This window comes from Spirosoma aerolatum (assembly GCF_002056795.1).
Classification (GTDB): domain Bacteria; phylum Bacteroidota; class Bacteroidia; order Cytophagales; family Spirosomataceae; genus Spirosoma; species Spirosoma aerolatum.
Map to the genome: position 1 here is coordinate 4,968,107 of NZ_CP020104.1, position 22,763 is coordinate 4,990,869.

Annotated in this window: 16 protein-coding genes; 8 read left to right on the forward strand and 8 right to left on the reverse strand. The window is 49.8% G+C overall.

Going from position 1 to position 22,763, the window contains the following annotated elements:
* Positions 1 to 32: 32 nt before the first annotated feature.
* From B5M13_RS20650 to B5M13_RS20665, 4 genes are all read right to left on the reverse strand, one after another.
* On the reverse strand, positions 33 to 1,253 hold the full coding sequence (locus tag B5M13_RS20650; protein WP_080057463.1) for an aminotransferase class V-fold PLP-dependent enzyme: 1,221 nt from the start codon (positions 1,251 to 1,253) through the stop codon (positions 33 to 35).
* 85 nt (positions 1,254 to 1,338) lie between these two features.
* The gene (locus B5M13_RS20655) at positions 1,339 to 1,773 is read right to left on the reverse strand and encodes a RidA family protein (RefSeq protein WP_080057464.1); all 435 of its coding nucleotides are present in this window, start codon (positions 1,771 to 1,773) and stop codon (positions 1,339 to 1,341) included.
* 12 nt (positions 1,774 to 1,785) lie between these two features.
* Entirely contained in the window at positions 1,786 to 3,348 is a 1,563-nt protein-coding gene (locus B5M13_RS20660) for a SusD/RagB family nutrient-binding outer membrane lipoprotein (protein ID WP_080057465.1), read from the reverse strand.
* Between the two features lie 18 nt (positions 3,349 to 3,366).
* A complete protein-coding gene (locus B5M13_RS20665; RefSeq protein WP_245859410.1) occupies positions 3,367 to 6,480 on the reverse strand; it encodes a SusC/RagA family TonB-linked outer membrane protein in 3,114 nt (1,037 codons plus the stop codon).
* 476 nt (positions 6,481 to 6,956) lie between these two features.
* Here B5M13_RS20665 and B5M13_RS20670 point away from each other — a divergent pair, with 476 nt between their 5' ends.
* Positions 6,957 to 7,715, forward strand: coding sequence for a DeoR/GlpR family DNA-binding transcription regulator (locus B5M13_RS20670; RefSeq protein ID WP_080057466.1), 759 nt, complete (start codon positions 6,957 to 6,959; stop codon positions 7,713 to 7,715).
* A 116-nt stretch (positions 7,716 to 7,831) separates the two neighbouring features.
* On the opposite strand, the gene B5M13_RS20675 is transcribed toward B5M13_RS20670, so the two are convergent.
* Together B5M13_RS20675 and dinB are read right to left on the reverse strand one after the other, a co-directional pair.
* Entirely contained in the window at positions 7,832 to 8,866 is a 1,035-nt protein-coding gene (locus tag B5M13_RS20675) for a dienelactone hydrolase family protein (RefSeq protein ID WP_155297308.1), read from the reverse strand.
* Between the two features lie 178 nt (positions 8,867 to 9,044).
* On the reverse strand, positions 9,045 to 10,124 hold the full coding sequence (gene dinB, locus B5M13_RS20680; RefSeq protein WP_080057467.1) for a DNA polymerase IV: 1,080 nt from the start codon (positions 10,122 to 10,124) through the stop codon (positions 9,045 to 9,047).
* A 214-nt stretch (positions 10,125 to 10,338) separates the two neighbouring features.
* Between dinB and B5M13_RS20685 the strand changes: the two genes are divergently transcribed.
* The 3 genes from B5M13_RS20685 to B5M13_RS20695 are packed head-to-tail and all read left to right on the forward strand — an operon-like array spanning position 10,339 to position 13,861.
* Positions 10,339 to 10,677 carry a PadR family transcriptional regulator gene (locus B5M13_RS20685; protein ID WP_080057468.1) on the forward strand — a complete coding sequence of 113 codons (339 nt, stop codon included), beginning with the start codon at positions 10,339 to 10,341 and terminating at the stop codon, positions 10,675 to 10,677.
* A complete protein-coding gene (locus B5M13_RS20690) occupies positions 10,674 to 13,355 on the forward strand; it encodes a permease prefix domain 2-containing transporter (RefSeq protein WP_080057469.1) in 2,682 nt (893 codons plus the stop codon). Before B5M13_RS20685 ends, B5M13_RS20690 begins: the two co-directional genes overlap by 4 nt.
* 47 nt (positions 13,356 to 13,402) lie before the next feature.
* Complete coding sequence (locus B5M13_RS20695; RefSeq protein ID WP_080057470.1) at positions 13,403 to 13,861, forward strand: YybH family protein; 459 nt, start codon at positions 13,403 to 13,405, stop codon at positions 13,859 to 13,861.
* Between the two features lie 86 nt (positions 13,862 to 13,947).
* Here B5M13_RS20695 and B5M13_RS20700 read toward each other — a convergent pair whose 3' ends face one another.
* Both B5M13_RS20700 and B5M13_RS20705 read right to left on the reverse strand, forming a co-directional pair.
* Positions 13,948 to 14,802: a sugar phosphate isomerase/epimerase family protein gene (locus B5M13_RS20700; protein WP_080057471.1), complete on the reverse strand. Its 855-nt coding sequence runs from the start codon at positions 14,800 to 14,802 to the stop codon at positions 13,948 to 13,950.
* 87 nt (positions 14,803 to 14,889) lie between these two features.
* Entirely contained in the window at positions 14,890 to 16,116 is a 1,227-nt protein-coding gene (locus B5M13_RS20705) for an ABC transporter permease (RefSeq protein WP_080057472.1), read from the reverse strand.
* Between the two features lie 204 nt (positions 16,117 to 16,320).
* On the opposite strand from B5M13_RS20705, the gene B5M13_RS20710 reads away from it, so the two are divergent.
* The 4 genes from B5M13_RS20710 to B5M13_RS20725 all read left to right on the forward strand — a co-directional run bounded on the left by B5M13_RS20710 (position 16,321) and on the right by B5M13_RS20725 (position 22,761).
* On the forward strand, positions 16,321 to 16,869 hold the full coding sequence (locus B5M13_RS20710; RefSeq protein WP_080057473.1) for a DNA-3-methyladenine glycosylase I: 549 nt from the start codon (positions 16,321 to 16,323) through the stop codon (positions 16,867 to 16,869).
* A gap of 182 nt (positions 16,870 to 17,051) precedes the next feature.
* Complete coding sequence (locus tag B5M13_RS20715; RefSeq protein WP_080057474.1) at positions 17,052 to 17,405, forward strand: PadR family transcriptional regulator; 354 nt, start codon at positions 17,052 to 17,054, stop codon at positions 17,403 to 17,405.
* A gap of 48 nt (positions 17,406 to 17,453) precedes the next feature.
* Positions 17,454 to 20,078 (forward strand): ABC transporter permease, encoded by a 2,625-nt coding sequence (locus tag B5M13_RS20720; protein WP_080057475.1) that lies wholly within the window; start codon positions 17,454 to 17,456, stop codon positions 20,076 to 20,078.
* Between the two features lie 55 nt (positions 20,079 to 20,133).
* Positions 20,134 to 22,761 carry an ABC transporter permease gene (locus B5M13_RS20725; RefSeq protein WP_218919452.1) on the forward strand — a complete coding sequence of 876 codons (2,628 nt, stop codon included), beginning with the start codon at positions 20,134 to 20,136 and terminating at the stop codon, positions 22,759 to 22,761.
* The last annotated feature ends 2 nt before the right edge of the window (positions 22,762 to 22,763 follow it).

Sequence of the window (22,763 nt, forward strand, 5' to 3'; positions counted from 1 at the left end):
ACGTAAGGTTTACTGTAAACCAGATTTGGACTTTATACCGAACCCTTTGCCAGTTCTTCTTTTAAGCGGGTAGCTACGATTTTTTCTTCGCCGGGCTTCAGCATCCAGGTTGTCATACCAATGGTTTTTCCATCGCTGACGATCTCAATGGAAGGAGTTCCGTTTCGCAAACCTTCCTGCAAGGCTTTGGCGGTCAGATTCACGTTGGCGGTATCCCAGCTTATACGCAGGGTTGGGGTATGGTTTCCCAGCTCAGGTGCGAACGTTTCGACGCTTACTCCCTTCACACTTTTGGCTGCTTCGGTAATGTGGGTGGCACGTTCTTCCAGCATTTTCCAGTCTTTGGCCTGATCGCGGGCAATGAACTTTTCAAGGGCTACATACATGCCCAGAATTTCTTCCTTGTTTACTTTCATACCCCGCCCGATGGTCGATCCGCGTGGCGGCATGCTAAGCCGGGCTGCATCGACATACTTTTTTTTGCCCATCAGTAAACCTGCACTTTGTGGGCCGCGCATGGCTTTTCCACCTGATACACAGACCAGGTCGAAGCCCATATCGTTGAATTTCCACAGGTTTTCGACGGGGGGCACATCGGCGGCAATGTCGATCATAGTTGGAATAGTATGCTTTTTACCCAGATCAACCCACTGCTGGTGCATGATCTTACCTTTGTCGGACTGAATATTCAAAAACCAGAGCATGGCGGTTTTCGGATTGATTGCCTTTTCAAGCTCGTCAACCGTTTCCACGAATACAATTTTACACCCTGTGTTGGTCAGGGCATGGGAGTACCCGACGTTGTGGCCCTTCTGCACAATTACTTCCGATTTGATGTCGGTACCGTCGAGGTGCGGAAGTTGCTCCACTTTTTTCTGGTCCATACCCGTCAACACACCAGCGAGGCCCAGGGTCATTGCCGAAAAACAACCGGCCGTTACCACAGCCGACTCAGCATGGGTCAGGGCGGCAATTTTTTCGCCCACTTTGGTCTGCACGTCATCCAGCATCATAAACTCTTTCGACGATGCCAGGATGGTGCTGACAACGTCGTCATCCATGAGCGACCCCGTCATGGCTGTATACGTGCCAGCCGCATTGATAAAGGTTCGGATACCTAATTCTTTCACCAGATTGCGGGGAGCCAGGGCCGGAGCCACCAGGGTCGAGGCAACGGATGCACCCTCTCCGAAAAAACCGCCAACCAGCGGCATAGCCGATAAGTGTTTGATTAATGTTCGTCTGCTGAGCATGATTGGTTTATGTCTGTATTGTTAAAGGAATAATGACCTGATTAATGTAGCTCATAGGAGGTGGAGTATTGACGCTTCAATAGACTTACGCAATGCAGTCCATTTCCACCAGTGAGTTACCCGGTACACCTGCACGTGGGGCTACAGTTGTCCGAACGGGCGGTTTGGGACCAAAACGACCTTTGAACACCTCGTTCATCGGCTTGTAATCCATCAGATCATGGAGATAGACATTCACCTTCAATACCTTCTCCATCGATGAACCCGCTTTGGTCAGCTCTTTCGCCATTTCGTTGAGCACATGATCGGTATGCGCTTTGATATCACCCTCAAAATGAGCGCCTATTCCGAAGATAAAAACCAGATTATCCAGCTTCTTCGCACTCGAATATAAGGGAAGGTCCTGATGGACACCTCCATCCGTCACCTGATGGTCGGCAGACTTCATGGATGTCAGTCCCGTCAGGCTGGCGACTGACGAAAAAAGTCGTTTAAAAAGCGAACGCCGTTGTACTATCATATACCAGGTTCCTTACTTATCCCACCAAACCACGCTCGACAGGGTATTGGTACCGCCCTGACGTGTACGCGCTTCGATAAAATTGGTTTTGTTATACGTCTCTTCCGAATCAGGGATCACGAAGCGGGTTGGAATCTTACCCCCCGTCAGATTACCCGGATAATTGGTCGGCGTCAACACGGGATACCCGGTACGGCGCCAGTTTGAAAAAATCTCGTATTCATCTTCCAGAAAAAGCGATACCCATTTTTGGGTACCAATTTGTTCCATCTGCTGGGCTACCGTCCCACTTGTTTTATACGGATTGGCGGCCAGATACGCGTTGATCTTCGCATCGGAAATAGCGCCCCCCGTACCAAAAAGTGACCACTGCCGCATACCGGCTTTTACTGCATTGGTGTAGGCTGCTTCCGCCGAACTCCCTGTATACCAACCCCGAACAGCCGCTTCGGCCAGCAACAGATACATTTCGGCATTGGTCATTACAAGCAACGGAGCACTGTATTTCAGCAGTGTGTTTGGATTGGGTTCCGAAAACGAGTTGAAGTTCGCAGGCAGGCTGTTGTAGGCTGCATTTGGCATACCACTTTGCAGGGCGGTAGTGGTATCGGCCGTAAACGTTTTATTGTCTGTGGTCGTCCATACTATCGAAATCACGTTCAGCCGTGGATCTTTGGTATTCTTCAGATAATCGATCAGGGTTTTGGCAAACTTCCCTCCTTCTACATTATCGCCACCGGGCGTTATGTAATCGGTGCTGAGCAGGCCACTGGCAATGAAGTTCCGGCTGGCGGTTTGCGAGCCATCTACATAGGCAATGGTAGCCCGGTCAGCATCATCTAGAATTACCCCACCGGCAATCGCTTTCTGTACCCAGGTTTTAGCCATTGCCGGATCCACTTCGGTCAGGCGCATACCCAGGCGAAGCATCAGCGAATACGCGAATTTCTTCCACTTGGTCACATCTCCCCCAAACATCAGATCGGCATTTCCGAACGTTCCTTTCGAGGCATCGAAGGCAGCAATCGACTCGTCAAGCTCCTTGAGCAAATCAGCGTAGATGGTCTGCTGCGTGTCGTATTTGGGGCTGTAGTTCTTATCCGACAGGGCTTTCCCCGCATCGAAATAGGGTATATCGCCGTAGACGTCGGTCAACCGATGGAATATATACGCTTTCCAGATACGGGCTGCCGACAGTTTGTTTACAGTAAGTGCATTGCCCGAAACGGCATCGATCACCTGCCGAATGGAGATGATAGCGCCTTGTCCGGCGGTGGTTCCGGCGTAGGCATTCCAGTTGCCCGTCGAATAGCTGTAATTGAAATATTTATCCCCGGCTGCCGGTACTTCCTTGTAAGTAGCAAAGTGCTGCATCGACTGGCCGATGGTCAGATAAGCGGCTCCCGTAAAGTTGGTACTCACCCCGTCCAGCAGCGCGCGGGTGAACAGATACTCCGGAACAACCTCAGCATATTTGTTGGGGTCTACGTTCATTTCCTCGAAACCTTTATCGCAGGCTGTCAGAAGCAGAAACAACGGAGCCACGAAACCTATTTTTTTGATCAGACTCTTCATGGTCAGAATATTATCAGGTTAGAATTTCACTTGTAAGCTTACACCAAGGCTGCGGGTTCTGGGTACGCCAAAGGCTTCCAGGCCCTGCGCATTCGTGCTGGTGTAGCCCGACTCCGGGTCGAAATACTGATTCTTCTTATCCTTGTACAGAATAGCCAGGTTTCGGGCCACAAACGAGATCGATGCCGATTGCAGCTTCAGGAACGACAGTTTACTGACCGGAAGGTTATAGCTGAAGATGATCTGACGGAGCTTCACGAAATCGTTGTTGAACATGAACATGGCCGTGTAATTCTTGTCGTTGTCGTAATAGGTGTCGACATCTTCCTTCGCCCAGGTTTTGGTGAATGGTGCTCCTTCCGGCGTTACACCCGTAACGGTAATCCCCGTTTCGCGACCGGGCAGGGTTTCCTGCGGCAGACCGAAGCGATAGGCATACTGGTACAGGTTCGAATACACGATGCTGCCAAACTTACCATCGACCAGAATATTGAGCGAGAAGTTTTTGTAACGGAAATTGTTGGTAATCCCCATCGTCAGTGGCGGGGTGCCCTGCCCGATTTCTTCCAGGTCGCCCCGAACGGCGTAGCCGCTGGCCGTGTTGAACACCACATTGCCATTGGCGTCGGTCTTTTTCCGATACCCCCACACCGTTCCATAAGGCCGACCCAGCACGTTACGAACTAAGCCTCCACCAACACCAGTACCCACATCGATCCCCGTCAGTCCATCGGCCAGCCGCTCAATTTTGCTTTTGTTATAAGCCATGTTGTAGCTCACATCCCAGCTAAAATCAGGCTTCCGAATCGGCGTTCCGGTTAGCAGGAGCTCAACCCCTTTGTTACTCAGTTCACCCACGTTCAGCAAGGCCGAGGTGTAACCCGATGAAAGGGCGATGTTTGAGGTAACGATGTCGTTGGTGGTCTTTCGGTTGTATAACGTCAGATCAAAACCCAGCCGATTATTCAGGAATTTGGCCTCGATACCGCCTTCGTAGGTCGTTGAGGTCAGCGGTTTCAGATCGGGATTTGGCACCTGCGATGACGAGAGTACCTGTACCGGACGGCCATTGTGCCCCCCCTGCTGCATCGAATAGTACTGGTAAATCTGGTAGGCATTAACCGTAGCGCCACCCACCTGTGCATACGACGCCCGTAACTTGGCAAAGCTAACCGCCTTGGGTAACCGCAGGGCGTCTGACAGAATGAACGAGCCCCCTACCGACGGATAGAAAATGCTGTTGCTCTTCGGATTCAGTACCGAAAACCAATCCTGCCGACCCGATAGTGTCAGAAACGCCAGGTTCTTATACCCAAAATCGACCGAGCCAAACACCGAGTTGATGGCGCTTTTCATATATGTTGGGGTAGTCGTCGACGTAGCCAGGTTCGTATAGCTGTAGAAATACGGTACCGTAAACTCACTACCCGCAATCAGTGTCTGGTCGTAGATAGATCGTTGGGCATTCGCTCCCAACAATGCCGAAAAACTCAGGTCCGGCATCAGGTTTGTATTGTAGTTCAAGGTCAGCATACCGTTGGTTTCCGAAGCGCTGGTCTTCCGGGCTTCATAGGTTCCCAAAGGCTGATAGGCATTGTTGGTTGGCTGTACGTATTCCGACTGAAAGCTGTAGAAATCCTGGCTGACACTCCCTTTCAGGAACAGGTTATTCAGAATGTCGTACCGGATGCTTCCCTGGCTGATAAACCGATTTTTGGTATCGTCGTTTTTGAACTTATTGACCACGAAATACGGGTTTGGCGCTGCCGGAACCGGGTTCCATTCCATTTCTTTCCCGGTTACCGGATCATATCCCGGTGCCAGGCTGCGGATATCGACCACGTTGGCCACCAGGTACGTCGCCCAGTGCGGGTTCATATCGGCATAGCCTACTTTGGGCCGATTGGTCGCTTCTTCGTAATTGTACTGGAAAACCGTTTCGATACTCAGCTTTTTACCCAGAAACGCATTCAGGTTCAGGTTGGCAATACGCCGGGCAAAGGACGAATTCGGTACAATGCTGTTCGACTGGGTATTGTTCAGACCTAGCCGGAAGTTAACCGACTCATTCCCACCCGTAAAGGCTACCGAGTTAATGTAGTTGCTACCCGTCCGATAGAAGTTTTTCAGGTTATCTTTCTGAGGTGAATAGGGATGCAGTTGCCCATCGACCTGAATCGTTGGCTGACCGTCCATCCGAGCCCCATACGACAGACGTCCTGTGCTCTTGGCTTCAGTAACAGTCGTTGGCTTTTTCCCGTCAAGTCCCTGCCCAAACTCATACTGCCAGTTTGGAATCACAGCAATACTTTCGAAGGTGGTGTTGCTGTTGATCTCTACTCCTACGCCTTTCTGACCACGGCCTTTTTTCGTCGTAATCAGAATGACCCCATTCGATGCGCGAGCACCATATAAGGCAGCCGCCGGACCACCTTTCAACACACTAATCGACTCAATATCATCAGGGTTAATCCCACCTATACCATCGCCCCGGTCTACATTCATACCGTTTCCGTCGGAGGTAGTACCTCCACCGGGAATACTGTTGTCCATCGGCATCCCATTGATCACATACAACGGCTGGTTATTTCCGTTGAGCGACCCATTACCCCGAATGACGATCCGGCTCGAACCACCCGGCCCTGTAGCCATACCCGTTGCGTTGACTCCGGCAATTTTGCCCGTCAGCGCATTCGCTACGTTATTCTCACGCGCCTGCGTAAACTCACTACCCTTAACTTCGGAAACGGCGTAAGCCAATGCCTTTTTCTCTTTCGAAATCCCAAGAGCCGTTACAACCACCTCACCCAGGCTAGTGGCCCCTTCTTTCAGGCTCACGTCGATTACCGATCGGCCAGATACATCAATTTCCTGCGCAGTAAAGCCAATGTAGGAAAAGATAACTGTAGCCTGCGCGCTGGTCAGATTAAGGGTGTACTTACCCTCACTGTCTGTTACGGTTCCTTTGGCCGAACCTTTTTCCAGGATGGTTACGCCCGGAAGCGGTTGTCCATCACCCGCATTGATCACCTTCCCGGAAATCGTCTGCGCAAAGGTGGCAACACTTACCAACCAAAGTGTCATCAGGAGCGTACCTCGTCGGGTAAGCCAATGTCGTAGTATACATTTCATAAGCATACACGTGGTTAATGTGATTAGTTAGGTTAATACTTGGAAAGGCGACTATTTGCAAATACTGCAACATTATTTGCAATATTTGCACAAGTATACGCATTAAAAAAACCTTAAAGCAATTTTTATTCGCTTTTTCTGCAACTATACACGTAGATTATATGCAAAAAATGCGTTTTTATACCTATTTCTATAAGAAAACTAAATACTATACAAATTTCACAAAAGAGAATAGAATGGAGCCTTTGACAGTTTATAGTATACAGTAAGCTGCAAGAGACTGACGAGGCATCTTCAGGTGGGCCCCGTATAGGTTACTTATACAGTTGTTATAATCATGCTTCTGTAAAGGTGACTTATGAGGATATAGGCCACGGAAAAGCCTACCGTACATTGAATGCCGTATACCGTAATAGGTTAGAGTTAGTTTATTTTTCCCTTTTACGTTCTAATTACCAGGAATTTGTTAAAACAGTATGTCTATAGCCTTTTTAAAAGACGAGCGCAAACAGCTAATTATCAAACAGATAAACCTCCACACACGTGTTAATCTGACCGACTTAGCGAATGCGTTGAATGTCTCGGAGGATACCATCCGGCGCGACATCAACGACCTTTCAGATGAAGGAAAATTGATAAAAATTCGCGGGGGGGCTATGTCGAAAGCCTATCACCATTCGTCACAGATTCAGGAAACTTACGCGCACACCAACAAAAAGATCATTGCCGAAAAAACGGCGACGTTACTGCGAGATGGCATGCTGATCCTGATGGGGGGCGGAACTACCATTCGGGAGTTTATTAAGCTAATTCCCGCAGATTTACGGGCTACGTTTATTACTGTCAACCCGCTGACAGCTGTTGAGCTACTGGATAAGCCTAATCTGGAAATCATCATGATTGGCGGACAAATCTCGCGGTATAGCCAGATGAGCGTCGGTGGCGAAGTGTATCAGCGCCTGTCCGAACTGCGGGTCGATTTGTGCATTATGGGCACCAATGCCATCGACGCCAAAGAAGGCCTTTCCGACTCTGACTGGGAAACCGTACAGGCCAAAAAAGCGATGATCCGGGCAGCTCAGAAAGTAGCCGTGCTGTGTATATCCGAGAAAATGAACAGTGTGATGCGGATGAAAATTGCCGATCTGGAGCAGGTCGATTACCTCATCACCGAACTCCCAGCCGATTCGCCACAACTTGCCCCCTACCAGGGCGGAAAAACGATTGTGTTGTAAGAATTCCTTTTGCTAAACCGCGAAGACGCTATAGACGCAAAGCATCATCATTTCTCTTTGCGTCTATAGCGTCTTCGCGGTTTACTTTAATGCGGCCTACTTCCTTATTTCTGACTTCACAACCATTTTTTGTAAAAGGCCAGAATATCGGCCCGCATCTCGGCCGTTTCCTGATGGCCCACATCATAAATCCGTAGCTGCCAGGCTGCTGGGGCTCCCTCCTGCCGATAAATCGCCTTGAGGTTTTTATCGATTTTTTCGAGCCCATCAACAGGGGTAAGCTTATCGAAGCGACCGGCCAACCCCAGGTGCGGCCGTGGCGAAATCAGGCCATTGATGGAAGAAGTTGTAAAATGATTCAATAAATCGGGCACGTAGTAATAAATTCCATGCAGGCCCAGCCCTTTGGCCGCTATAAGCGACTGATAATCCGTCAGGCAACAGAGATCGACGCATACCTTTATCCGTTCGTCGAGGGCAGCCAGCCACCAGGCCATCGTACTTCCCATCGACATACCCATCGTCGCAATTCGTTTTGGATCGATTTCAGGCCGGGTTTGCAGATAGTCGAGTGCCCGAAGGTTGTCGTATACCATCATCCCCCACAGCACCTGCCCGTGCCAGAGCATTTCTTTAAACGTATCCTGTTCACCCCGTGCCCGTCGCTCACCGAAACACCAGCTATCGATGCATAAGCCCGCGTAGCCCTCCCGCGCCAGCGCCAGCGCATAAGCAGGCTGCTGCATTTCGGACCGTCCACGAACAAACTCTTCCTTTCCGACGTCGTACTGCCCAAAGTGTGAGTGGTTAAACAGCACAACCGGAAGCTTGCCCGTTGCGGCTTTCGGTCGGGTAAAATAGGCGGGCACCTGCTCAATACCGTTCAGATCGAGCAACAACTTCTCAATGATCAACTCATCCGTTTGCCGGGTTTCGATCAACTTCACTGTAATGGGTCGATGGCGATCAGGCAATTTCCCCAACAATCGATAGAGTTCGGCCCGTTGGGCTTTTTTGTCGGGAGCAACGGGTTTGGGCAAAACAGTACGGGCCATGTGCTGGTGAACTTGCGAATCTGTTAACGAATAGTGGGTAAAACTCAGGCTAGAGAGGCCAATTAGAACAGGCAGAATCCAACGTTTCCTGAACATATAGGACGAAGTAATTACGTATCTGTTAAAATCCGATTTCCTCAAAAATTACTTATTTCTCCATATAGGCATCTATTTTCATCGACTAGCTAATCGAGTGACGATGAGATCGTGCTGTCGGTAGGGCCCAACAACCAGGAGATTGTGATGCGATAGTCATCTACGCCTTGTTGAGCAATTATAAATCGAGCGTCAACTGTCCGGCTGTGGTTGCTGGCTCGGCCTTAAAACTCGACAACGAAACTCCTAGCAGACGAACCCCTTTAGGAAGAGGCAGTAAAGCCGCTAATAATTCGTGACTTAGCTGCCTGAGCGTTGGCTGACTAGCGATAAAACTGGCGGCTGTTCGGCTACGGGTAATCTGCTGAAAATCGGCATATTTCACTTTCAGCGTCACCGTTCGACCCAGAATACCTGTGCGCTCGCAATACGACCATACACTATTGATCAATGGGTCCAGTTCGGCCAGCAGATCAGCATGCTCGGTCAGGTCCTGGTCGAAGGTTGTTTCCGAACCGACGGATTTCCGTTCGCGGTCGGGCGTGACAGGCCGTGGATCGATAGCTCGGGCGATGTTGAAATAATGATGACCGACTTTACCAAAATGCTGGGTCAGGAATGTTTCGCTTTGCTGGCGCAGATCCAGCCCGGTATAGATACCCAATTGATTCATCCGGGAGGCCGTAACCCGGCCAATGCCATGAAACTGACCTACGTTTAGTTGCTCAACAAAGGCCAGACCCTGATGGGGCTTTATCACAAACAATCCGTCCGGTTTTTGGTAATCCGACGCCAGCTTTGCCAGAAATTTATTGTATGATACGCCGGCCGACGCCGTCAGGCTGGTTGTCTGCCTGATCTGATCTTTAATGGCCTGGGCAATTTGCGTGGCTGTCATCCCAGATTCCAGTCTATCCGTGACGTCCAGATAGGCTTCGTCCAGCGAGAGCGGCTCAATGAGTGGCGTAAACTGAGCGAAAATAGCCCGAATCTGCCCCGAAACGGATTTATAGACCTCAAAACGGGGCTTTACAAAAATCAGGTCGGGGCATTTGCGGACAGCAATAGACGAGGCCATAGCCGATCGAACTCCAAACTGACGTGCTTCATAGCTGGCGGCCGCCACAACGCCCCGTTGCCGGGAACCGCCAACCGCAACGGGTTTGCCCTGCAGTTCCGGGTTATCGCGCTGCTCCACAGATGCATAAAAAGCATCCATATCGATGTGAATAATCTTTCGAATTATCGGCTCCTCCATTGGGTCTTGTGTACTACCCAAGATACAAAAAAACAGCAAACTACCTTGACCCTGATCAGTCTTTTTTTATGCCGGAGTTGTTCAGCTTCGGACAATAACTGTACGATTTCGGACAACGGCTTATCTTACGAATCCTCTCCATTTACCCGTAAATGCCCTTTTTATAAGTTGGCAAAGCATTTGTTCTACAAAAGTTGAATTTATTGATCAGGATATGAAACGGACGTATCTGGGTGAGTTTGAAGAAGTGGTTTTACTAACTGTTGCGGTCTTGCATGAACGTGCTTATGGCGTTGCCATTACAGATGAGCTGGACCGGCAGACCGGGCGCTCGGTGAGCATCAGCGCGGTTCACGCAGCCTTGCATCGGCTCGAAGAAAAAGGGATGCTCACTTCACATATGGGCGATGCAACCGCGGAACGGGGAGGGCGACGTAAACGGCTGTTTACGGTAACTACCCTGGGTAGCCGCACCCTGCACGACATTCGGTCCATGCGCGACCAGTTATGGAATTCTATTGCTCCGAACGCCCTACCTGCCATCAGCCTATGAAACCGACACATCGAGCTGATCCGCCCCGCTTCGCTGATTGGCTGCTCGAATGGTTTTGCACTCCGCACCTGCTGGAGGAAGTGCAGGGCGATTTATACGAGCGTTACCAACGGGATTTGCGTCTCGTCGGCGAAGCGCAGGCCAACCGAAATTATATACGCAATGTGCTACGTTTCTTTCGGCCGTTCGCCCTTAAACGAAATCCATCTGACTACCCTACTCCATTTCTGATAAGCCCTATTATGATTCGAAACTACGCCAAAACCAGCCTGCGCAATCTGGTTAAATACAAAGCCAGCACGCTGATTAACCTCTTCGGTCTTACTCTTGGGGTGACCGCCTGTTTGGTGATCTATCTCATTACCCATTACGAATTAAGTTACGATACCTTCCATCCCGATAGTGACCGTATTTACCGGCTGGTGGGCGAATCACAGTTCAATAAGACTGCCGAAAAACATCCGGTCGGGTTCATCCCCAATGCCGTACCAGCCGCTATTCGTAAGGAAATTACCGGCATTGGCACAGTAGCCGCTTTTCACAATATCGAGTCGGAGGTATTGATTCCGAACGGCAGCGAAAAACCAACCAAATTTGAGCACCGCCGACACGGGGTCGATAATGCCGAGATCGTGGTGGTTGACCCAACGTATTTCGACATTTTCACCTACAAATGGCTGGCTGGCAATCCCAAAACGGCCCTAAATGACCCTTTCAAACTGGTGCTGTCGGAGCGAAAAGCCCGTAAGTACTTTGGCAATTTACCCATTGAGCAAATTATGGGTAAAGAACTGATTTACCAGGATTCGGTCCATGTCCATGTGGCGGGCATTGTGCAGGACTGGACTCAACCCACCGATTTGACCTTCACCGATTTTATTTCATTAGCCACCGTTCGGGCCAGTCAGCTAAAGAAGGGAATTAACCTCGACCAATGGGACGACAACTGGTCGGCATCGCAGGCGTTTGTCAAGTTGCCTGCCGGGGCTACGCCCAAGCAGTTTACAGCCCAATTTCAGCGGTTTGGCAAGGCCCATTACCCGAATGAGTTCAAGTTTGCACCCGCTTTGCAACCGCTGGCAGACCTGCATTTCGACGAAGATTATCAGGATAATTACACCCGAAAAGCGCACCTGCCTACGCTCTATGGACTGATGGGTGTTGCGGTGTTCATCCTGCTGATTGCGGCTATCAACTTCATCAATTTATCGACCGCTCAATCGGCACAGCGAGCGAAAGAAACAGGCATTCGGAAAGTAATGGGCAGCAGTCGGGCGAGTCTGATTGCCCAGTTTTTGAGCGAAACGGCTTTCCTGACCCTGGTTGCTGTACTCATTTCTCTACTGCTGGTCCATCCGATTCTTTCCACGTTTCAATCATTGACTCCCAAAGGACTGACTTTCACACTTTTTAGTGCGCAAACGGGTTTCTTTCTCCTGGCCGTTATAGTGGTCACGTCCTTATTATCGGGCCTTTACCCGTCTTTTATTCTGTCGTCGTATGTTCCTGCGCTAACCCTTAAAGGACAGGCTGGCCTAGCCGTCGGCCGGAAAGCCACCCTTCGCAAAACCCTGATTGTCTTTCAATTTACTATATCGCTGGTATTTATCATCGGCACATTGATCGTGGAACGTCAGCTTAGTTATATGCGTAACAAAGAACTCGGATTTAATTCTGACGCCATAGTTTCCATCCGCCCGCCCTGGGGCGAGAAAGGCAAAGTTTTAGCTCAGCGAATCCGATCGCTTTCGGGTGTTGAGCGTGTTGCGATGGAGTGGTTTCCGCCCATGGGTCAGGCGTTTATGGTGACCAAACTCAAATATCAGGGTAAGAAACAGGCTGTTGAAATGGATGTGTCGGCCAAGATTGGCGATGAAAATTTTATTCCGCTCTATCAGCTTCATTTGCTGGCCGGACGTAATTACGTAAAAAGTGATTCCCTGCGCGAGATTGTTATCAACGCTCACTACGCCAAAGCCCTGGGTTTCCGGCAAGTCAACGACGCTCTCAATAAACTCATTGAGTTCGATGGCAAAAAATACCCCATTGTGGGTGTAGTAGCCGATTTTCATGAACAATCATTCCACGAAAAAATGGGGCCTGTCTTTATGGGCTATATGCCCCATGCCCGAAACCTAGGCATTAAGCTTTCGACAAAAGGTAAGCAGATGAGTGAGTTAAAAACCACACTGGCCAGCATCGAAAACGAATGGAAAGCGGTTTATCCAGATAACCGATTCGAGTACACTTTTCTGGACGATTCCATTGCCCAGCTCTACGAAAAAGAGCAGAAAACAAGTCAATTGGTTCATACAGCCACAGGAATTGCGATCCTGATTTCATGTATGGGACTATTCGGGCTGGCGATGTTTACGGCCGAACAACGGACCAAAGAAATCGGGGTTCGGAAGGTACTGGGGGCATCGGTCGCCAGCATTGTAGCGTTGTTATCAACGGATTTTCTGAAGCTGGTAGTCATTGCGCTGGTCATTGCCTCGCCCATTGCCTGGTGGGCCATGAACCAATGGCTGAACGATTTTGCCTACAAGATCGACATTGACTGGTGGATCTTCGCCCTGGCGGGTCTGTTATCGGTGGGCATAGCCCTGTTTACCGTTAGTTTTCAAAGTATTAAAGCGGCATTAGTTAATCCGGTGAAATCACTGCGATCAGAATAAACGTAAAGAGACGCCCTCCCTGGCGTCTCTATAAAACCAACCATCCTATGAAAACTCGGACTATACTATTGCTGCTCTTTGTGTGCGTCAATAAGCTTCTATTTGCTCAGCAACCCAGTTCTACTTTTCCGGCAACAGATTTATTGCCCTCAGTTAAGCTGCCTCCCGACATCGACCGGGTGCTTCGTGATTACGAACGTGAGTGGGGGGCTGGTAATACCGAAAAGCTAGCGGCTTTGTTTACACCTGATGGATTCGTTCTGCAACCCCGCCGACCAGCTATTCAAGGGCAGGAAAAACTAAAGAAAGCCTACCAGAACCAGGGCGGAGCCCCCTTGTTTCTGAGAGCACTTTCCTTTGCGCAGGACGGCACCGTAGGCTACATTATTGGTGCTTACCGAAGTGCAGCCAATACCCCCGACATTGGCAAGTTTATCCTGGCTTTACGCAAGGGAAAAGATGGGCGCTGGCTTATTGCGGCCGATATGGATAATTCGGCAAAATAAAAAAGCATGGAGCAAGGGGCGGGGAGTAGGGCTTGTTTTATACGTGCCAACCCTTCTCCCCGCCCCTTGCTCCATGCTCCTTGCGTTTACTGCACTTTCACCCGGTTATACATCTGGCGGAAGTTTTTAACGCTTTCGGCAATTTCGGGGCCGTTGTTTTCCCAATGGTATTCGTACTCGACCGAGATGGGACCTTTGAAGTGCTGCCGCTTCATTTCGGCGATGACCTGTTCGATTTTGCAGTCGCCTGTCCCCCAGACCACGTCGTGATATTTACCATCCGGTGTATCTTTCTTCACATCCTTAAAGTGCATGCCCAGTACATGCCCATTCAGTTTCTTCAGGCATTCGACCGGATCGAGGCCTGAACGCACCCAGTGACCAATATCGGAGCAGGAACCCACATATTTGCTGCCACCAATGGCCGCCAGAACGGTGTCGGGATGCCAGTAGCGCGACGGTTTTGGGTGGTTGTGCAGCGCCACATTGATTTTATATTGTTCAGCCAGTTTCCGAACCAGCGGCATTTGCTGGGGTGTGGGTTCCGAATTGATGTTCAGAACGCCCATGTCTTTAGCAAACTCAAACAGGGATTTCCATTCATCATCCGTTTTCGGGTTTACGACACCATAAGCCACCACCGTCAAACCACGATCTTTAATCAGTTTTTTGACTTTCTGCCGGGTACTGGCATCCATCGTAAAGTCCATCTTGCCATCGACACCACCGCCAATGGTCTGCCCTGGAAACGCTTCAACATATTTCAGCCCGCAGCTATCTATTTTGCGCAGGGCCTCAGCAAAAGAAAAAAGTCGGAAGGAATACGCCTGCGAGCCGAGTTTCCAGCCCGCTTTGTCTTCAGGATTTTTTTGAGCCAGCAACGGAGCGCTGGCTACCGAAAGAAGCAGCCCACAGAGCAGGAATTTTGTCAGATAATTCATAGATACCGGAATTAGTTTTGGCTAAAAGCTCCGAACCAAGGCGGTTTACCCAATGTATGCCCTGCTCTTTCCCGGAACACCCCAAAACTACTCGCGTCGAATGGCATCCACAGGATTGAGCCGGGCCGCCCGCATGGCTGGGTACGTACCGAAAATAATCCCGATCAGCATGGCAATCACTATGATGACCATAAACGTATTCCAGGTATAGGCAACCTGAAACGGTACGTCGACCAGCGCTTTTATAATCGGAATAAAGGCCATCGAACTGATGATACCTAAACCTAGCCCCATCAGGCTACCAAAGGTTGAAATGGTAATCGACTCGGAGAGAAATTGCCACAGAATATCCCGTTTTTTAGCGCCAAGTGCCTTTCGGACACCTATCTCAACGGTACGTTCGGTTACCGAAATCAGCAGAACATTCATCACCCCGATGCCCCCTACAATGACTGAAATGCCAACAATGGCGCCCATCACCAGCCGAAACAGCAGGAACCCTTTAGCTGCCTGACTAACCCGCAGTTCATTGGTCATAACAGCAAAGTCATCCTTACCGGATTTGGTGTTGGTTTTCAGCCAGTTTTCGATCTGCGTTTTTAACACGGGAACGTCTTCGATCTGTTCAGCGACCACCACTCCCATCGGCGGGCTGGCTTTCAGCGCACTGTCCGACACCAGTGTAATAGGCATGAGCAGTTGCCCCGTTTTCGCATCTTTATTGGCGGCAATACCGATGATTTTCAACGGCTTGTTTTTGTAAACCACCTGTTGCCCAATGGCCATTTTCTCTGGCTGGTTTCCAACCAGTTGCTTTGCCAGATGCTGGTTGATAAACGCAACGGGCTGACGAGTCTGTAGTTCAGCGTCTGTAAATGCCCGGCCCTGAATCAGCGTCAAATCGGGATGGATTGGGAAGGAGGCCCCGGTGATGAGCGTACCCATTGCCCGGTTATTGGTGTTTGTCATCACCTCCCCGTTCTGTCGCCAGTACAGATACCCCTTTGCGGGTTTGGTCAGTGACGAACGTAGTTTCTGAAACGACGGATTGGTAAAATAGGCGTACTCATTCTTCAATACCCGAACCTCATTGACCGACTTGTACGGATTGGTCTGAATAAGAATCGCTTTCAGGTCGGTCGTTTTGGTAATCTGTTCCTGCGCATACTGCTCCATCCCATCGATCAGCGACAGAATAGCCACTAGCGCTGCTACCCCAATCACAATACCCAGAATGGACAGTACCGTGTGAAAAAAGCGGGTACGGATGTTTTCCAGAGCGGTCGCAAACGCAAAAAGGATATTTTTCAGCATAACAGACAGGGGCAACAATAATGGCTGGATTGATTAACGAAACAAGCTAGGCGACAACCGCTACAAAAGCAACGTCTATATGACAGACGGGTGAATTTGATCGTCAAGTGTTCGGATGGAGATGGACAACGACTGGAATTAACAACCATTCAGTAACTTTCGGGCCAACACCCCCTATTCCAATCTACCTGATTACGTAACCGTATGTCTTATTGCCACGCCATCGACACCATGACCGGGGAACGGAAAGCCCTCCACAAAGCCTATCACGACCATCTGTATGGCTTCCCCATTCACGACGATAACGAACTGTTCTGTCGGCTGGTACTGGAAATCAATCAGGCGGGTCTGAGCTGGGAAACCATTCTGAAAAAAGAAGCGACGTTCCGAAAAGCCTACGACAATTTCGACCTGAAAACCGTGGCCAGTTATACTGATGCTGACCGCGAACGCTTACTGGCCGATCCGGGCATCATCCGCAATCGTCTGAAGATCAACGCAGCTATCGACAACGCAAAGACGATTCTACAATTACAGGCTGAACAGGGTTCGTTTGAGAACTGGCTGGAATTGCATCATCCCAAAACAAAGGCGGAATGGGTAAAACTGTTCAAAAAAACGTTTCGCTTTACGGGCGGTGAGATCGTCAATGAATTTCTGATGAGCATCGGCTATCTGCCCGGTGCCCACGCTCCCGACTGTGGCGTGTATAAAACCATAGTGGACGCTCGTCCGAAGTGGTTAGTTGGCTAATTTATCTGCGATTTTTATCCTGTCGACCAGACAAGCTATGTCCCAAACCGTACAGCCAATGTCCGCTTTCGGACATTGGCTGTTTTCGTAATTCAGCTAAAAACGCCATTCTGATGACCTTAAAGGCCTTTCTTCGTTTTGGCCATTGATTTGCTCAGCAAAAATAGAACTAACAAAAACCGATGAAACGAAGCTACTTAGGTGAGTTTGAAGAGATCGTTCTGTTGACGGCTGCCGTCCTGGAACTACAAGGACAAGCCTACGGAGTGGCCATTACGCACGAGATCATTGAGCAAACGGGTCGCTCGGTACGGCTAAATCAAATCCACGCGGCCCTCGACCGACTTGAGGATAAAGGTATGGTGAAGTCGGAAATGGGCGAACCTACTGCCGAACGGGGTGGCCGACGTAAACGGCTCTTTACCGTAACGGCCTACGGTCGGCGGACCTTGCAGGAAATTCAGGAAGTCAGAGTGAGTTTCTGGAGTCGATTGCTGAATCCGTTGAATAGCTTAGGGTTTGGAGCACTGGGCTAAAGGGCAACTCGCAATACATCCTATCCCATACCCTAAACCCTCTGTCTCATGCACCAGGCGCCCCGCCCCATGCCACCCGAACTCGCTGACAAACTCCTCCGCTTTTTCCTGGCCGATGACCGGCTTGAGGAGGTGTTGGGCGATTTGCATGAAGACTATCGCTGGCAAGTCAACCGTGTGGGCGAGCGACGGGCACGCTGGCGATACTGGTGGGATGCAATTGGCTTTCTGAAACCGTGGACCCTAAAACGAACGATCAACAAATACCCAACCCCAACAAATACGACGATGCTCCGAAACTATCTGAAAATTGCCTGGCGAAATCTGATTCGCGAAAAAGGATACTCAACGATCAATATCGTCGGCCTGTCGGTTGGCATGGGCGTTGCGATGCTGATCGGTCTGTGGATTTACGACGAGCTGTCGTTCAATAAATCCCATCAGCACTACGACCGCATTGCGCAGGTGATGGAAAATCAGACGCTGGAACAGGGCATTCAAACCTATGGAGCGTTGCCCCTACCTCTTAGTCAGGAGTTACGAACCCAATACGCCAGCGACTTCAAAGCTGTTGCCGCTACTACCGAATTCGAGCAGATTATCACTTATCAGGATAAAAAGTTTACTCGTTTCGGCAACTTTGCCGAAGCCGACTATCCAGAGATACTAACCCTCCGCATGCTTAGTGGGAACCGGCAAGCCCTACGCGATCCGGGCTCTGTTTTACTGGCGAAGTCGACGGCTCTGGCGCTCTTTGGCAACAGCAACCCGTTGCATAAACTCGTTAAGGTTGGCAACAGATATACCTTACAGGTAGCCGGTGTCTTTGACGATCTGCCTCACAACACAAGCTTTAAAAACGTCACGTTTATTGCTCCCATCAAACTGCTTTTTGAGTCGAGCGAAGACATGGATAACTGGCGCAGTAGCTCGTTTGCCATTTTTACCCAGCTAAATCCAGGCAGTGATTTTGGTCATGTCTCCCAGAAGATTAAAGACGTTTTTCGTAAGCACACTCAGGACAAAGCCCAGTCGTCACTTTTTCTGTATCCGATGGCCGACTGGCACCTGTACTCGGAGTTTAAAAATGGAGCCTATGCAGGTGGGCGGATTCAGTTTGTGTGGCTTTTCGGCTGTATTGGACTGTTCGTGCTTCTGCTGGCGTGTATCAACTTCATGAATTTGAGCACCGCACGTTCCGAAAAACGAGCCAAGGAAGTAGGTATTCGTAAGGCAATTGGGTCTATGCGTAGCCAGTTGATCGGTCAGTTTTTTAGCGAATCTTTTTTGTTCGTCGCTACCGCTTTCGCCTTGTCGGTAGTACTGGTTCAACTCGTTTTGCCGACGTTCAATGAGGTCGCCGATAAACAACTGATTATACTTTGGACAAATCCGATTTTCTGGGTCGCCTGCCTCAGTTTCAGTCTACTGACTGGCTTTCTGGCAGGCAGTTACCCGGCATTTTATCTATCCTCTTTCCAGCCCATCAAGGTTTTGAAAGGCGGTGCGTTTCGGGTGGGTCGTTTCGCTTCGTTACCCCGTAAGGTACTGGTCGTCGTTCAGTTCACGGTCTCAGTAACGCTCATCATCGGCACTATCGTCGTTTTCCGCCAGATTCAGTTCGCGCAAAATCGTCCAGTCGGTTACAGTCGAAATGGACTCATCAACATTACCATGAATACGCCTGAAATTCAGGGCCGTTACGATGCTCTTCGGAACGAACTGCTGGCTACGGGTGCCGTTTCCGATATGGCTGAATCGTCGAGCCCGATCACAAATATCTGGTCATCAGCCAATAATCTCGAATGGCGGGGTAAAGACCCCAATCGCCCCGCAGCTTTCGGTACTATTGCGATCACCCCCGAATTCGGAAATGTGGTGCAGTGGAAAGTGAAAGAAGGGCGTTCGTTCTCCCGACAGTTTTCGAGTGATTCGCTGGCTTTTCTGTTCAATGAAGCGGCTGTTAAATTAACGGGGCTAAAAAACCGCAACGGCGGACCACCCGTAGGTGAAACCATCCGCTGGCACGGTAAAGACTGGAAGCTGATTGGGATAGTGAAGGACATGGTTATGACCTCGCCGTTTGAGCCCGTAACGCCTACCGTGTTTATGATGAACACCAACGAACGAAGCCTGAATGTCATTCATATCAAACTGAATCCGGTTCTAAGTGCGCATGATGCGCTAAGCAAGCTGGAACCTGTTTTCAAAAAATTCAATCCGGCCTCACCCTTCGAGTACAAGTTTGCCGATGAAGAATACGCCAAAAAATTCGCGGCTGAGCAACGTATTGGTCAACTGGCCAGCTTCTTTGCCGCTTTAGCTATCCTGATTAGCTGTCTGGGCCTTTTCGGACTGGCTTCGTTCGTAGCCGAGCAACGAACCAAAGAAATTGGCGTTCGGAAAGTACTGGGCGCATCGGTCTTTAATTTGTGGGGGCTATTATCCAAGGATTTTGTCACGCTGGTTCTTATCTCCTGCCTTTTATCAACCCCCATCACCTGGTATTTGCTAACGAATTGGCTGGATAACTACGAATACCGAACCGAATTGTCGTGGTGGATTTTCGGAGTTGCCAGTCTGGGTGCTTTAGCGATCACCTTACTGACCGTCAGTTTTCAAAGCATCAAAGCCGCGCTGATCAACCCTGTAAAATCGTTGCGGTCCGAATAAATCTGTTGCCCGTAGAGACAAGGCAGGCCTTGTCTCTACTCACCCCCTGTGCCCCATGCCCAATACACCTCCTCAACTCGCCGATAAACTACTCCACTTTTTCCTGTCCGATGACCGGCGGGAAGAGGTGCTGGGTGATCTGCACGAAGAATACCGTTGGCAGGTCAACCGCGTGGGTGAGCGACGGGCACGCTGGCGATACTGGTGGGATGTGCTGGGATTTATAAAGCCATTCGCCGTTAAGCGTAAACCCGTAAATAACCGTTTTGATGATTATTCAACAACCTATCTAATGAACCCCACTATGTTACGCAACTACTTAAAAATCGCTTTTCGGAACCTGGCCAAAAACAAGACCTTTTCCGTCATCAATACACTTGGCCTGGCCCTGGGTATGGCGTGTAGCCTGCTTATTCTGCTCTGGGTACAGGACGAGCGGAGCGTCGACGCATTTCATGCGCACAAAAACCAGTTATACCGGATCTACATGCGCGAATATTTCAGCGGAAAAATGCAGGGCGTTATCTGGACACCGGGACCGCTGGCGGCTGAATTGAAAAAAGAAATTCCCGAAATCGAGTATGCAACGGCGTATGAATGGCCGGGGCAGCAAACGTTTTCGGTTGGTAATAAAGTGCAGAAACAATCGCTCAATGCCGTTGGGGCTGATTTTTTCAAGATGTTCAGCTTTAAACTGCTACAGGGAACACCTGAAGCCGCGTTGAAGGATCGAAACGGGCTGGCTATTTCGCACGATATGGCCAACCTATTTTTTGGTAGCCCCGAAGCGGCCATTGGCAAAACCATTCGGTTCGATAACCGGAAGGATATGCAGGTTTCGGCTGTCTTCGACAATCTGCCGAAAAACAGTACACTCCAGTTCGATTGCCTGCGCAATTGGGATGCCTATGTGGACGATGGGAACGATTGGGCTAAAGGCTGGGGAAGCACCGACCCACTCACCTTTTTTATGATTCGCCCAGATGCTGATCCGGCCAAGGTGGAAGCTAAAATCCAGCACATGCTCGACAAATTCAACCGCGACGAAGGCAAACCGACCCACACTGAGCTGGCCATGCAACCCTTCCACGAGTATTATTTGAACAGCAATTTCAACGACGCACAGATCGATGGGGGTCGCATTGAATACGTACGGCTGTTTACGATTGTGGCCGTGTTTATTCTGTTGATTGCCTGCGTCAATTTCATGAATCTGGCTACGGCCCGGTCGGGCAAGCGGGCTAAAGAAGTGGGTGTCAGAAAAGTAGTCGGTGCTATGCGGTCGTTACTGGTCGGGCAGTTTTTGGGCGAGGCTATGTTGCTGACTGTTTTCTCGATTAGTCTGGCTGTATTGCTGGTTAGCTTAGTACTGCCTGCATTTAACACACTCACTGGCAAACAGATTGTTTTGCCCATTCTGGAACCTTCGTTTTGGGGGGGCTTAGTTGGACTAACCCTACTAACTGGTTTTGTTGCGGGGAGTTATCCAGCTTTCTTCCTGTCGTCGCTAAGCCCGATCCGGGTATTAAAAGGCGTAATGAAATTCGATGCAACAGCAACCTGGCTCCGGCAAGGATTGGTGGTATTTCAGTTTACCCTTTCTATAATTCTGATCGTTGGCATGATTATCATTTACCGACAAGTCGACTATGTGCAGACCAAAAATCTGGGATATAACCGTGAAAACCTCATCTATTTTCCGCTAGAAGGTAATCTGGGCAACCAGTACGATGTGCTGAAAAGCCAACTTAGCCAGTTGCCGGGTGTTGCAGACGTATCGTACCTGACGGCCGACCCATCGTCTAACGGTTCTGGCACCGAAGGCATTAGCTGGCCCGGCAGTGATCCAAACGAAAAAATTCGGTTTACGCCGGTAGGTGTGGGGTATGATTTTGCCAAAGCCATGCAGATTAACCTACATGAGGGCCGCGATTTCTCGAACGATTTTCCAACCGATTCCAGTGGTTTTCTGATCAACGAAGCAGCCCTGAAAGTGATGGGTTTCAAACAGCCGATTGGCAAAACCATTACCTGGGGTAAGCAGAAAGGAACCATTGTCGGCGTGTTGAAAGATTTTCACTTCCAATCACTCCATACAACCATTCGCCCGTTGATTGCCTATCTGCGAACGCAACGACTGCCGGGGAATGCAAACGCCATCGTTCGAATAAAAGCCGGTAAAACGAAAGAAGCACTAGCCCAGATCGAGACGATTTGCAAAAAACTGAATCCCACCTTTCCGTTTGTCTACAACTTCACCGACCAGGCTTATGCCCGTCAATATCAGAGCGAGCAGGTTGTGAGTAAACTGGCTAGCTACTTTGCGTTTCTGGGTATCTTCATCTCCTGTCTGGGACTGTTCGGTCTGGCCACCTTCACGGCTGAGCAGCGGGTAAAAGAGATTGGCGTTCGGAAAGTATTGGGCGCATCGGTAGGCAACATCATCGGTTTGCTCTCGAAAGATTTTCTGAAACTGGTGTTAATTGCTATTGTGCTGGCATCGCCCATAGCCTGGTGGGCCATGAATCAGTGGCTACAGGGCTTTGCGTACAAGATCAATATCGAGTGGTGGATGTTTGTCGTGGCCGGTATGCTATCAGTCATCATTGCCCTTTTCACCGTCAGTTTTCAAAGCATCAAAGCCGCGCTGATCAACCCTGTAAAATCGTTGCGGTCCGAATAAAT